Origin of the sequence: Carnobacterium alterfunditum DSM 5972 (assembly GCF_000744115.1) — a bacterium.
GTDB classification, from domain to species: Bacteria; Bacillota; Bacilli; order Lactobacillales; family Carnobacteriaceae; genus Carnobacterium_B; species Carnobacterium_B alterfunditum.
The window spans coordinates 1,117,844-1,131,556 of sequence record NZ_JQLG01000004.1 but is presented as its reverse complement, the minus strand read 5'-3'; the positions used below and the strand labels follow the sequence as shown (position 1 = coordinate 1,131,556).

Sequence of the window (13,713 nt, the reverse complement as noted above, 5' to 3'; positions counted from 1 at the left end):
TCCTCCTAATTGGATTAAATGTCTAAATTCTGTACATAGCGTGCATTTTCTTCAATAAATTGACGTCTTGGTTCAACACGATCACCCATCAACATATCACAACTTTTATCCGCTTCGATAGCATCGTCAACTGTGACTTGGAGCATCCGTCTATTTTCTGGGTTCATGGTTGTTTCCCATAATTGTTCAGCATCCATCTCTCCAAGACCTTTGTAACGTTGGATCACAGGTTTTGGCGAAAGAGGAATTTCTTTCAGATGATTATCCAATTCTTCTTCTGAATCCAAATAAACCATTTTTTTACCTTGGCGCACTTGATACAAAGGAGGTTGAGCGATATAGACATAACCCGCTTCAACTATTGGACGCATGTAGCGATAGAATAACGTCAATAATAATGTACGAATATGTGCTCCATCAACATCCGCATCTGTCATGATAACTAATTTGTGGTAACGAGCTTTAGAAACATCAAAGTCGTTTCCAAATCCTGTTCCCATAGCAGTAAACAATGAGCGAATTTCTTCGTTTGCTAGAATTCTATCTAGTGTTGCTTTTTCTACGTTTAGTATTTTTCCACGAATCGGTAAAATAGCTTGGAATAATCTTGAACGTCCTTGCTTAGCAGAACCTCCGGCAGAATCTCCCTCAACGATAAATATTTCACTGACTGTAGGGTCTTTACTTGAGCAGTCAGCCAATTTACCAGGCAGGTTGCTGATCTCTAGTCCACTTTTTTTACGTGTAACCTCACGGGCTCTTTTTGCAGCTAAACGAGCTCTAGCAGCAAGCAAGCCTTTTTCAACAACTTGACGAGCTACTTGCGGATTTTCCATTAAAAATTTTTCGAAATGCGCAGAGAATAAGCGATCTGTAATAGTACGTGCTTCAGAATTACCTAATTTTGTTTTCGTTTGTCCTTCAAATTGAGGATCTGGATGTTTAATAGATAAGACGATCGTTAGCCCTTCACGTACATCTTCACCCGTTAAGTTTTCTTCATTTTCTTTGATCAATTTATTCTTTTTAGCGTAGTCATTTATCACACGAGTTAATGCCGTCTTGAAACCAAATTCGTGTGTTCCACCTTCATAAGTATGGATATTATTAGCAAAACTCATTAGGTTGTTATGATAACCGTCTGTATGCTGCATAGCTACTTCAATAGTGATCCCTTGCTGTTCGCCTTCTAGAAAAATAGGTTCATCGTATAGGACAGCTTTATTTTCATTCAAAAATGATACATAACTCTTGATACCACCTTCATAGTGGTATTCTAGAAATTGTTCTTTACCTTCACGTTTATCTTCAACCGTAATTTTCAATCCTTTGTTTAAGAAAGCTAATTCACGGACACGTGTAGCTAATTTATCAAAATGAAATTCAACTGTTTCTTTAAATATCTCAGGATCTGGTACAAAATGGACTTTTGTTCCATGTTTATCGGTTTCACCAAGCACTTCTACATCATGGACAACTTTCCCTTGAGCATATTGTTGATGATAGATTTTTCCGTTTTTGTATACGTAAACATCTAACGTAGTTGAAAGAGCATTAACCACTGAAGATCCTACCCCATGTAAACCACCTGAAACTTTATAGCCTCCACCGCCAAATTTACCACCTGCATGAAGAATCGTAAAAACGGTTTCCACTGCCGGACGGCCTGTTTTAGCTTGGATATCGACTGGAATTCCACGTCCATTATCCGTAACAATGATACTTCCGTCTTTTTCAATACTAAGGTTGATTTCATCAGAAAAACCAGCTAAGGCTTCATCAATTGAATTATCTACGATTTCCCATACTAGATGGTGCAAACCTTCACTGCTTGTTGAACCAATGTACATTCCTGGACGTTTACGAACGGCTTCTAGACCTTCTAGAACTTGTATTTGACTCGCATCATATTCATTTGCTAAATCTTGTTTACTTTTCATTTCTTCAGACACACTCATTCACTCTCCATTTCTACTTGGCCATTATCAATCAGAAAAATTTTTGGAGCTTCCAGCATATTTTTCTTTATTCCATCTAAACTAGTTGTCGTTAAGAAGGTTTGGACTTTGTTTTGAATAGCTTTCAACAAATGAGTTTGCCGTTCATCATCCAATTCTGATAAGACATCGTCTAACAATAAGACGGGATACTCACCCGTCATTTCTTTCATCAAATCGATTTCAGCTAATTTAACGCTCAATGCCGTCGTTCTTTGTTGACCTTGAGAGCCATATGTTTGGACATTTCTTCCATTCACACTAAATTTCAAGTCATCTCGATGAGGACCAAAAAGAGTGGTTCGCTGCTCTAATTCTCGCTGCTTACCTTGGGCATAGGCGTTCATTAAATCTGAATAAATTTGTTCTTTGTTTGTCTCGTTTGTAATTTTCAGACTGCACGCATACTCAATTTCAAGCTGTTCTTTTTGTTTAGAAATTTCACCATGGATCGGTTTGGCCCAATTTTCCAATTTTTTTACAAAAGAAAAACGCTCTAATAAAATAGCCGCTCCATATTCTGCTAACTGCTCGGTTAAAATATCTAAAAAAGTTAGATCCTTCTCTTTTTTTAAACTTAATTGTTTAAGATAACTATTTCTTTGTTTTAAAAGATGCTGGTATTGCACAAGATGGTGTAAATAAATAGGGCTCATTTGCCCCATTTCCATATCTAAAAACTTTCTCCTGACAGAAGGCGAACCCTTCACCAGAGATAGATCCTCTGGTGCAAATAAAATAACATTCAAATTTCCAATGTATTCACTTAGTTTTTTTTGTTCTAAATGATTAAATTTTGCTTTTTTTCCTTTTTTAGAAATAGAGATCTCAAGTGGAAAACTAGTGTTTTTCTTTTGTATTCTTCCACTTACCCGCGCAAAATCTTGATCCCATCGAATGGTCTCTTTATCATTTGCAGTTCTATGGCTTCTTGCCATTGCTAATACGTAAATAGCTTCCATCAAACTAGTTTTTCCTTGGGCATTTTCTCCTAAGAAAACATTGATTCCCTTAGAAAAAATAACTTCAGCATGCTCATAATTACGATAATTGGAAAGATGGATTTCTTTCAATAGCATTATTTTTTGTCCTCAATTGATTCAGTAGAAGCCTCTTCTGATTGGATAAAATAAGTTCCTTCATTTGGTATTTCAACGACTGAACCAGGATAAAGTTTTTTACCTCTACGATTTTCAATTTCAGTATCGACAAGTACTGTGTGTTCAGCCAAGTACCATTTAGCCATTCCGCCGCTGCTAATAATATTTACATGTTTTAAAAGTTGTCCTAATGTAATAAATTCACGATTGATTTTAATTGTTTTTTTCATCTTTTTCACCTACTTTTCATTAAAATATGCGTGGATATAATCCACGCATCACACTGCTGCTTATTCTTCTTATTATACTATCTTTTAGCCAATAATACAACTGAATCTAAAAATAACCCTACTATTATCGATTTTAGCTAAAAGATAAAAAAAGACCTTAAAGCTTCCATAATTGCTTAAAACGAAAATATCATGCTGATTTGAAGCACAATAAAAAAAAACCACTTTTCAATTGCATGAAAAGTGGTTTTTAACTGTTTGATCTTTAAAAAGTTCGAACAGGAGTGATCAATTGAATAAAATCTTGTCCATTTTCACTTGGAACCAAGATAAAAGGACGGACTGGAGAGGTGAATTTAATTTTTATATCCGTTTGGCCAAAAGTTCTCAATGCGTCTTTCATATAATCAGGGTTAAATGAAAGTTCGATCGGCTCTCCTTCAACGGACAGATAATCTAATTCTTCTTTAACATTACCAACATCAGGTGAATTACCTGAAATTTCAATTAAATCAGGATTGATAGTGATTTTAACAACGTTATTTTTTCCTTCATGTGAAAGTAAAGAAGCCCGTTCAATAGAACCCAATAAAGCACTAGCATTGAAACTGATCTCTGTTGAAGAATTATCAGGAATCAAACGCTTGGTATCAGGATAATACCCTTCAAGTAAGCGAGAATAAAAATACATGTTTTCTGATTTAAATAAAACTTGGTTTTCAGTGATCATCATTTCAATAGTGTCTGATGTTTCATCTAACGTACGAGATAATTCAATCAAACTCTTACCTGGAATAATAATATTGTATTTTTTAGATGCTTGTTCATCATTCATTTCAATAGGAATCACACGTTGACTTAAACGATGACTATCTGTAGCAACGGCTAAAAATTTGCCGTTTTCAATCACAATATTCACACCTGTTAATATTGGACGGCTCTCATGCGTTGAAATAGCAATAACCGTTTGTCCAATAACTTGTTTAAATAAATTTACCGGTAAGGTAAATGACTCTGACGTATCAATGATCGGCAAATGAGGGTAATTATTTGGATCTAAGCCGTTAATAGTAAATGAAGCTGTTGCTGAAGTAATCAATGCTTGAAAATGATCTAGTATTTCAATCGTCATCGTTTCTTCAGGTAGTTTTTTTACGATTTCACTAAAAAAGCGTGCTTGTAAAACAATTCCACCAGTTTTTTCAATCGTTAAAAGATTTTCTTCTTCTGAAATAGGAATAAAAGCTTCGATCGAAATATCTGAATCACTACCAGTTAAGGTTAACCCTTCATCATTTGCAATGATTTTTAATCCAGTCAATATTGGAATGGTTGTTCTAGAAGAAATTGCACGCTGAACATCAGCTAGGCTTTTTAAAAAGGCACTTCGTTTTATTGTAAATTTCATTAATTTTACCTCCAGAGATAGTTTAATTTATGTTATAAGTTCTTTTAGTAATAGTAGTAGGGCTTGTGGATACTGTGGAAAACAATGATGATCTTTTTATTTAAATGGTTTTACACATGTGGATAACCTGTTGATAAAAAAAGGATAACTCTATTAGTTATACACATGTGTAAAATAAAAAGCTACATTAATTTTTTCTTTAAATCGGTTATTTCTTGTTTTAACTGTTCATCCTTTGTTAAAGCATGAACGATTTTTTCATAAGCATGAATAACTGTTGTATGATCTTTCCCGCCAAATTCAGCACCGATTTTAGGTAACGAATTTGATGTAAGTTCACGAGATAAATACATGGCGATTTGTCTTGGTAAAACAATTGATTTAATACGCTTTTTACCTTTAAGATCAGCGATCGATAATTGATAATATTTGCTGACAGCATGTTGAACATCAAGAATAGTAAGTGTCGTTGGTTTTGCTGAAGGTAACATACTTTTCAATGCATCCGCAGCCAAACTAGTAGTAATATCACGACTTTCAATAGCTGCATAAGCTTGAACACGAACCAACGCACCTTCTAATTCTCTAATATTTGAATCAATTTGACCAGCTATATAACTTAAAGTGTCGCCTGGAATTTCTAACCGTTCAGCATTGGCTTTTTTTCTTAGGATCGCAATCCGCGTCTCTAAATCTGGAGGCGTAATGTCTACTGATAATCCCCATGCGAATCTTGAGACCAACCGTTCTTGCAGTTTAGGAATTTCGTTTGGCAAACGATCACTCGTCAATACGATTTGTTTTCGGTCATCATATAAGGCATTAAATGTATGGAAAAATTCTTCTTGAGTTCCTTCTTTATCTGCAAAAAACTGAATATCATCTACTAAAAGCAAGTCAACACTGCGATATTCATTCCTAAATTTTTCTTGTGTTTTATTTTGAATGGAATTTATAAAGTCATTTGCAAATGTTTCACTACTGACATATTTTACCCGTGCATCAGGATTCAGCAGCAACATTTGGTGACCTATAGCATGCATCAAATGGGTTTTTCCAAGTCCAACTCCACCATAGAAAAATAAGGGATTATAGATTGTTCCAGGTTCTTCGGCAACGACTAAAGCAGCAGCATGAGCCATTTGATTTCCTTTACCTATAACAAAGGTATCAAAAGTATACTTTGTATTTAATTGAATATCTTTTTTAAACCAGTTTTTTTTAGGAACTTCATTACGAAGATTATTATTGGCAAGTGTAGATGTTTCTTGCTCATTTTTAATAACAAATAACGGAGAAATTTCTCGACTGGAGTATTCATAAATATTTTCAACGATTCGGGTAGCTAAGTTATTTTCCCAATATTCTTTATGCAAAGAAGAAGGGACTTCAATAATAATGTTGTTATCTGTGATACGTATTGGACTAGCACTTTCTATCCACGTATCGTAGCTAACTTTGGATAGCGATTCTTTAAATTTTTCTTTTAAAAAATTCCATAGTGTTTGTAGATCGTCCAAAAGAGAACCTCCTTATAAAATGTGTCTATGTCAGTTTAGCACTTTTTTAAAAAGTTTTCCACAAGTAGTTTTTTTAAAAGAAAAATTATACACTGCCTGTAAATAAAGTTATACACAGGCGAAAAACAGCAGTGGATAACTTTATTTAATAACAACTAAATCTGGATTTTTGTGGATAACTATCAACTGAGTTAAACTGACGCACCAGCCTAAAACAGAGTTATGCACATTTTTAAAGGAGGAGTGGATAACGTTTTTGCACACCGTGTTCATTTGTGGATAACCAGGTGATAACTTGAGGATAACAAAAGCCTGAAAAAACTATTCCCCAGGCGTGTGCATAACTTTATACCCTTGTGGATATCTTTATTTTAAATAAAAAAAAGGCAGGAATTCTTAGTAAGTCTTAATAAAAAAGAAAAGAATGATGCTGTGTAAAAAGAATTTGCAAAAGATTGTTTCATAATAAGTGAAAATATGCTATCATACATAAGTGAATGAATAAAAATAGGGGTAATACGTTTGACAAGACTATTTTTTCTTCGTTATAATAATTTTAGACTGTCTTTGGATAATGTAAGAAACAATAATGAGAGATAGTTTTCACAGGAGGTGTATCACGCATGAAAAGAACTTACCAACCCAAAAAGCGTAAACGTCAAAAAGTACATGGTTTCCGTAAACGCATGAGTACTAAAAGTGGACGTAATGTATTACAAAGCAGACGTCGTAAAGGAAGAAAAGTATTATCAGCATAGATCACTGAACGTTTCAGTGGTCTTTTTTTTTAGGATTGGAATAAAAATTACTCAGTAGTCGTTTTTCTTTAAATGATTACTGGGTAATTTATTCCTTATTCAATTAAATGGAACGGTATTTTTATTAATTTAATAAGAGATGAGAGGTTATTTTAATGAGAAAAACCTATCGTGTCAAAAAAGAAGCAGAATTTCAAAAAGTTTTTCACAATGGCAGATCAACAGCAAATCGTCAATTTGTCATTTATGTGCTAGATAAAAAAGACCAGCCACATTTTCGTGTAGGAATATCTGTTGGTAAAAAAATAGGTAACGCGGTCATGCGGAATAATGTCAAAAGAAGAATTCGACAAAGTTTAACTGAGTTAAAACCGCAGCTAAAAGCAGAAAATGATTTCATTGTTATTGCTCGTAAACCGATAGCAGATATGACGATGAAGGAAACAAAAAAAAGTTTGACGCATGTTTTAAAGCTTGCAAAATTATTAAGATAGTTTTTACTTATTAGAGTGGAGGACAGGACGTGAACAAACGTAAGCGATTACTTCTTTTATTAGGGACTGTTTTTTTAGCAGTCGTTTTGGTGGGTTGTGGCACTTCACCCATCACAGAACAAAGCACAGGGATTTGGGATAAATACATTGTTTTTAACTTCTCCCGTATCATCATCTGGTTAGCTGATTTATTTGGTGGAAGTTTCGGGGCAGGAATAATTATTTTTACATTGATCATTCGATTGGTTCTGTTACCTGTCATGCACCACCAAACAAAAAGTACTCAAAAAATGTCAGAGATGCAACCACAGTTAAAAAAATTACAAACAAAGTACGCTTCTAAGGATCCAGATACACAAAATAAATTAAAAGAAGAAACGTCTAAATTATACGCAGAAGCAGGTGTTAATCCTGTAGCTGGGTGTTTGCCATTGCTTATTCAAATGCCGGTGTTGATTGCTATGTACCAAGCTATCAGCCGTACAGAAGTTTTGAAAACAGGAAACTTTTTATGGATGAATTTAGGAGCACCAGATCCATACTTTGTTCTACCTGTACTAGCTGCTATATTGACGTATGCAACAACTAAGCTATCAACCATGAGTCAATTAGAGCCCAATCCGACAACAACGACTATGCTGTATATGATGCCTGCATTGATTTTATTTATGGGGATTACATTGCCAAGTGCATTATCGCTGTACTGGGTCGTAGGAAATGCATTTTCTGTGGGACAAACATTATTATTGAATAATCCTTTTAAAATTAAAAAAGTGCGTGAAGAAAAGAGCCAAATTGAACGGGATCGCCGACGTGCTCTTGAAAAAGCTTTAAAACCTAAGAAAAGAAAAAAATAAGATAGGTTCGATGAATCAAAAGTGTTTAGAATGGAGGTAGGTATATGAATAAGTATACAGCTCAAGCTGAAACGGTAGATGAAGCTATCCAAAAAGCATTAAAGGAACTGGGAATCGCTAAAGAAGAAGCTTCTATTGAAATAATAGATCAAGGTAGAAAAGGTATTTTTAAAATTGGAAAGAAAGATGCAATCGTAACTGTTACAAAAATTGCAGCTGAAAATAATGCTAAAGATTTTTTTAAAGAATCTTCTGCTGAAGTTAAAACAGTAAAATCATCATCAGCTTCAATTGACCTTGTAAATGAGAAGGCTCCTGTTTTGGCAGAAACAACCATTTCAGAAGAAGAGGAACTTTCTAAAGAAACTGACACAAAAAGAAATGATGAAGAAGCTATTAAAATGGTGGCAGATTACCTGCAAGAAATTATCCAGAAAATGGGTATTTCTAGTACAGTGATAATAGAAGAAACTAAAAAACAAGTTGTTTTTCATATTGAAACAGAAAAAGCAGGTTTGGTCATTGGCAAACATGGTAAAGTACTAAATGCTTTACAATCGTTAGCTCAAGTTTTGCTACACCATCATGCTAAAACAAAATTTAATGCTGTTGTAAATGTTGGAGACTATCGTGAACGCAGAGAAGATGCTTTGAGAGAACTAGCAGAGCGGACTGCTGCGAAAGTCCGTCGTACAAAGCAACCTGTATTCTTAGAACCAATGCCTGCTTCTGAAAGAAAACAAATTCATTTTTATTTGAGCAAAGATGACGCTGTTGCTACTCATTCTGAAGGAACCGAACCTCATCGCTACTTAGTAGTTGAATTAAAATAAAAGTATTTAGTCTGTACTCTAACGAATTTAGTAATCAAGTAAAAAAATGGCTAGGTCATAACTAGCTGAGAACAAGAAAAGATTCTTTTTTTGTTCTATATATATCGATCGTCTAAAAAAAATATTGGTATTCTAAAAGAAATTTCTTCTGGAATGAACGGATTTGCTTGTGTAGAGCTATGGTACTGCCATGAAGCCTTTTGTCTTCCAGGCTTTCAAGCCTCAAACAAAGCTTAATCGCTAAAGCATTAAAGTTTTATAATTCACATTGAATACTTCACATGGCTACAAGCAACTCCTATTCCGTCTGAAATTTCGTGTGAATGATCAAACTGATCTATGAACACGAAAAATGATAGACCCTATATATCTGAATCATAAAAAATGATTGATCTGTTTTTTCTATGATTTTTACATTTTTCTACCGGCGAGGTTACTTTTAGAAGTATCTTTGGGATCAATGGTTGGATAGGCAAAGAGGTTTGGACTTATGTCCCAACCTCTTTCTTACGATTAGTCAAAGATGGTTACTAAGCCAAAAGTCTGATAGGCTGATAAGAAATAATCCTGTTACCAAGTAACATCAAAAGTTTCTTATAGTATTGTTGAATAGTATGACTAGGGCATGTTTTAAAACTATCTTGTTAAGAGCAAGTAGCGGGAACGAGTGCTAGTTCGAGTAACTGAGCACCCAACGTGCATTTGAGTAGCGTGAACGAGCGTTAGTTCGAGTAACTGAGCACCCAACGTGCATTTGAGTAGCGGGAACGAGTGCTAGTTCGAGTAACTCAAAATAGTGGACTATTTTATTTGACTCCTAGACTCCTTAGGTCGTTCTTGTTGTTCGATTCTGATTTTAATCACCCCATATCTTTGTCAATTAGCCCAAAAATAAGAAGAGTCATTAGTTTTAAAACACATCCTAATTAAATCGCTAAATTAAAAGCTGGTATAAGAATCTTAAGATTCTTATACCAGCTTTTTTATATAGATCCATAAGTTGAAAAAAATATAGATAAAACGCTTGCAATTACTAATGAAAAAGGTTACATTGTACTTGTATATACAAGTTGCAATTATAAAATTATTCTTAGGAGGAAAGAAAATGGCAGATTACACACAAGATGCAAAGCAGCTTTTAGAAGATATCGGAGGTCCCGATAATATTTCTGCAGTCACTCACTGTGCCACTCGCATGCGTTTCGTATTAAATGATCCTGCAAAAGCAGATAGCAAAAAAATTGAGGATATCCCTGTAGTTAAAGGAACATTTACTCAAGCCGGTCAGTATCAAGTTATTATTGGGAATGATGTTGCTACATTCTACAATGAATTTTCTAAAATATCCGGTAAAGAAGGCGTATCTAAAGATGAAGTGAAAGCAGCAAGTAAACAAAATCAAAACCCTGTGCAACGTGCAATGTCTGTTTTAGCAGAAATTTTCACACCGATTATTCCAGCAATTATTGTCGGAGGTTTAATTTTAGGGTTCCGTAATATTTTAGAAGCTGTCCCAATGGGTTGGCTTGACGGCCAAACAATCGTTGAAGTTTCTCAATTCTGGGCTGGTGCGAATAGTTTCTTATGGTTGATCGGTGAAGCTATTTTCCACTTCTTACCAGTAGGTATCACTTGGAGTGTTGCTAAGAAAATGGGAACAACTCAAATTTTAGGTATTGTTTTAGGTATCACGCTCGTATCCCCTCAATTATTGAACGCGTACGCCGTTGCTGGAACAGCAGCAGCAGAAGTTCCAGTTTGGGATTTTGGTTATTTTACGATTGATATGATCGGCTACCAAGCGCAAGTTATTCCTGCTATGTTAGCTGGATTTTTACTAGCTTATCTAGAATTGTGGTTGCGTAAAGTTATCCCACAATCGATTTCAATGATTTTTGTACCATTCTTTGCTTTAGTTCCAACTGTTTTGATTGCTCATACTGTTTTAGGACCAATTGGTTGGATCATTGGAGGATGGGTCTCTAGTATTGTGTATGCAGGATTAGGAAGCTCATTTAACTGGTTATTTGGAGCATTATTCGGTTTCTTCTACTCACCACTAGTAATCACTGGATTGCACCACATGACGAATGCGATCGATCTACAATTGATTGCAGATTTCCAAGGAACTAATTTATGGCCAATGATCGCTTTATCAAATATTGCTCAAGGTTCTGCAGTGTTAGCTATCATTTATTTGCACCGTGGAAACGAGAAAGAAGAACAAATCTCTATTCCAGCAGCTATTTCATGTTACTTAGGTGTAACAGAACCAGCTATGTTCGGGATCAACATCAAATATATCTACCCATTTGTGGCTGCTATGATCGGTTCAGGTCTTGCAGGATTAGTATCAACTATTTTTAACGTAACAGCTAATTCAATTGGTGTAGGTGGACTTCCGGGAATTCTTTCCATTCAAAATCAATACTGGGGTATCTTTGCAATTAGTATGGTGATTGCAATAGTAGTACCGTTTGCATTGACGATCGTTTTCCGTAAATACAATATTTTAAATAAATCAGATCAAGTAGAAGCAGAAGTTATACAACCAGAATTAGGGAAATAAATTTAGAAAGTAGGAATAGAATGAGTACCTTTCATGAGAAAGTCGTGTATCAAATTTACCCAAAATCTTTTAAGGATTCCAATGGAGATGGAGTAGGGGATTTAAAAGGAATCATTGAAAAAGTGCCTTATTTAGCAGATTTAGGTGTTGATGTACTATGGATCAATCCCTTCTTCATTTCTCCACAAAAAGATAATGGCTATGATATCGCTAATTATGTAGAAATCGATCCATTATTTGGAACGATGGAAGATTTTGAGGAGCTCATTGATGTAACCACGGAATACAAATTGGAAATTATGTTAGATATGGTTTTAAATCACACATCAATTGATCATGAATGGTTTCAACGAGCTTTAAAGGGTGAAAAAAAATACCAAGATTACTATATACTACGTGAACCTAAAGCAGATGGAAGTCATCCTACGAACTGGGTCTCAAAATTTGGAGGCCCAGCGTGGGCTCCTTTTGCGGATACTGGAAAGGAATATTTGCATCTATATGATGTTTCGCAAGCAGATTTAAATTGGCGTAATCCTGAAGTAAGAGATGAAGTATTTAATGTGGTTAATTTTTGGATAGATAAAGGTGTAAAAGGATTCCGATTTGATGTGATCAATGTAGTTGGCAAGGAGGAAGAACTTGTTGATGCAGCAGATGGCGTAGGAAAATCGTTATATACTGATCGACCAATAGCACATGAATTTATTCATGAAATGAATCAAAAAACTTTTGGAAAACAACCAAATATGATGACTGTTGGAGAAATGTCTTCAACGACTATTGAAAATGGGATTGCTTATTCCAATCCTGAAAAACAAGAATTATCGATGGTTTTTAGTTTCCATCATTTGAAAGTCGATTATCTAGATGGAGAAAAATGGAGCAAGATGCCATTTGATTTCATGGAATTAAAAGAATTACTTAATAATTGGCAAGAAGGAATGTCTAAAGGGAATGGATGGAATGCATTATTCTGGAGCAATCATGACCAACCGCGTGCAATAAACCGCTTTGGAGACCCTGTCAATTACTTTGAAGCTTCTTCTAAGATGTTAGCTCAGACGATCCATTTGCTGCGTGGAACCCCTTATGTTTATCAAGGAGAAGAAATTGGTATGAAGAATCCGGAATTTCAAGAGATTACAGATTATGTAGATGTAGAGACCCAAAATGCTTATAAAGAACTACAAGCTAATGGTCTGCCACATGAAGAAATCATGGAAATCATTAAAGAAAAATCGCGAGATAACAGCCGAACACCGATGCAATGGATAGCCGAAAGGAATGCTGGTTTTACAACTGGAGAACCTTGGATAAAAGTAGCTGAAAACTACCATGAGATCAATGTAGCAAAAGAGCGTAAAGAAGGAACCATTTTTAACTTCTATAAAAAATTGATTCAGTTAAGGAAAGAGATGCTAGTCATTTCTGAAGGGAATTATCGTGGGATCCTAATGGAACATCCAAGCGTTTATGGCTATGTAAGAGAACATGAAGGAGAACAATTATTAGTCCTTAATCATTTCTATCCAGAATCCGTAATCATTGAGATTCCAGAAGAATTTTTAGCTAGATCTAGTTCTTATCTTATTGGTAATGGAGAAAAGAAAGCATTAACAGCTAAATTGGAATTAGGGCCTTACGAAACCATTGCTTTTCATTTTGAAGCAGATGACAAAAAGGAAACGGATAAATTGTGAGTAAATTTGAATGGAGAAAACACTCAAAGGAACTCTATTTACCAAAAAAACAACCAGCTATTATTGAAGTTCCAGAAATGAAATTTTTTACAATAGAAGGCAGTGGTAATCCAAATAGTGAACCATTCAAAAAGAATATTGAAATCCTTTATTCCTTGTCATATGCAGTGAAAATGATGCCTAAAAAAGGAATGACACCAGAGGGTTATGTAAAATGGACCCTATGTCAAAGACATTAAAAAAA

The 13,713-nt window shown here is 34.9% G+C and carries 12 protein-coding genes; 7 read left to right on the top strand and 5 right to left on the bottom strand.

Annotation, left to right across the window (positions count from 1 at the left end):
* Window positions 1–14: 14 nt before the first annotated feature.
* The 5 genes from gyrB to dnaA form a co-directional block, all read right to left on the bottom strand.
* On the bottom strand, window positions 15–1,952 hold the full coding sequence (gyrB, locus tag BR50_RS05820; RefSeq protein ID WP_034549014.1) for a DNA topoisomerase (ATP-hydrolyzing) subunit B: 1,938 nt from the start codon (window positions 1,950–1,952) through the stop codon (window positions 15–17).
* 2 nt (window positions 1,953–1,954) lie between these two features.
* Window positions 1,955–3,076, bottom strand: a complete 1,122-nt coding sequence (gene recF / locus BR50_RS05815) for a DNA replication/repair protein RecF (protein ID WP_034547069.1) — start codon at window positions 3,074–3,076, stop codon at window positions 1,955–1,957.
* The gene (yaaA, locus tag BR50_RS05810; RefSeq protein WP_034547067.1) at window positions 3,076–3,327 is read right to left on the bottom strand and encodes a S4 domain-containing protein YaaA; all 252 of its coding nucleotides are present in this window, start codon (window positions 3,325–3,327) and stop codon (window positions 3,076–3,078) included. The genes recF and yaaA overlap by 1 nt, the downstream gene beginning before the upstream one ends.
* A 265-nt stretch (window positions 3,328–3,592) precedes the next feature.
* Window positions 3,593–4,735, bottom strand: coding sequence for a DNA polymerase III subunit beta (gene dnaN, locus BR50_RS05805; protein WP_034547063.1), 1,143 nt, complete (start codon window positions 4,733–4,735; stop codon window positions 3,593–3,595).
* A gap of 182 nt (window positions 4,736–4,917) precedes the next feature.
* Entirely contained in the window at window positions 4,918–6,255 is a 1,338-nt protein-coding gene (gene dnaA, locus BR50_RS05800; RefSeq protein ID WP_034547061.1) for a chromosomal replication initiator protein DnaA, read from the bottom strand.
* Window positions 6,256–6,878: 623 nt separating this feature from the next.
* On the opposite strand from dnaA, the gene rpmH reads away from it, so the two are divergent.
* The 7 genes from rpmH to BR50_RS05765 all read left to right on the top strand — a co-directional run bounded on the left by rpmH (window position 6,879) and on the right by BR50_RS05765 (window position 13,708).
* Window positions 6,879–7,013, top strand: coding sequence for a 50S ribosomal protein L34 (rpmH, locus tag BR50_RS05795; RefSeq protein WP_034547059.1), 135 nt, complete (start codon window positions 6,879–6,881; stop codon window positions 7,011–7,013).
* A 155-nt stretch (window positions 7,014–7,168) separates the two neighbouring features.
* A complete protein-coding gene (gene rnpA / locus BR50_RS05790; RefSeq protein WP_034547057.1) occupies window positions 7,169–7,507 on the top strand; it encodes a ribonuclease P protein component in 339 nt (112 codons plus the stop codon).
* Window positions 7,508–7,536: 29 nt separating this feature from the next.
* The gene (gene yidC, locus BR50_RS05785; RefSeq protein WP_034547055.1) at window positions 7,537–8,364 is read left to right on the top strand and encodes a membrane protein insertase YidC; all 828 of its coding nucleotides are present in this window, start codon (window positions 7,537–7,539) and stop codon (window positions 8,362–8,364) included.
* 44 nt (window positions 8,365–8,408) lie between these two features.
* Window positions 8,409–9,197, top strand: coding sequence for an RNA-binding cell elongation regulator Jag/EloR (gene jag, locus BR50_RS05780; protein WP_034547053.1), 789 nt, complete (start codon window positions 8,409–8,411; stop codon window positions 9,195–9,197).
* Between the two features lie 1,105 nt (window positions 9,198–10,302).
* On the top strand, window positions 10,303–11,766 hold the full coding sequence (gene treP, locus BR50_RS05775; RefSeq protein WP_034547051.1) for a PTS system trehalose-specific EIIBC component: 1,464 nt from the start codon (window positions 10,303–10,305) through the stop codon (window positions 11,764–11,766).
* 20 nt (window positions 11,767–11,786) lie between these two features.
* Entirely contained in the window at window positions 11,787–13,469 is a 1,683-nt protein-coding gene (treC, locus tag BR50_RS05770; RefSeq protein WP_034547049.1) for an alpha,alpha-phosphotrehalase, read from the top strand.
* The gene (locus BR50_RS05765; protein ID WP_211249825.1) at window positions 13,466–13,708 is read left to right on the top strand and encodes a hypothetical protein; all 243 of its coding nucleotides are present in this window, start codon (window positions 13,466–13,468) and stop codon (window positions 13,706–13,708) included. Before treC ends, BR50_RS05765 begins: the two co-directional genes overlap by 4 nt.
* The last annotated feature ends 5 nt before the right edge of the window (window positions 13,709–13,713 follow it).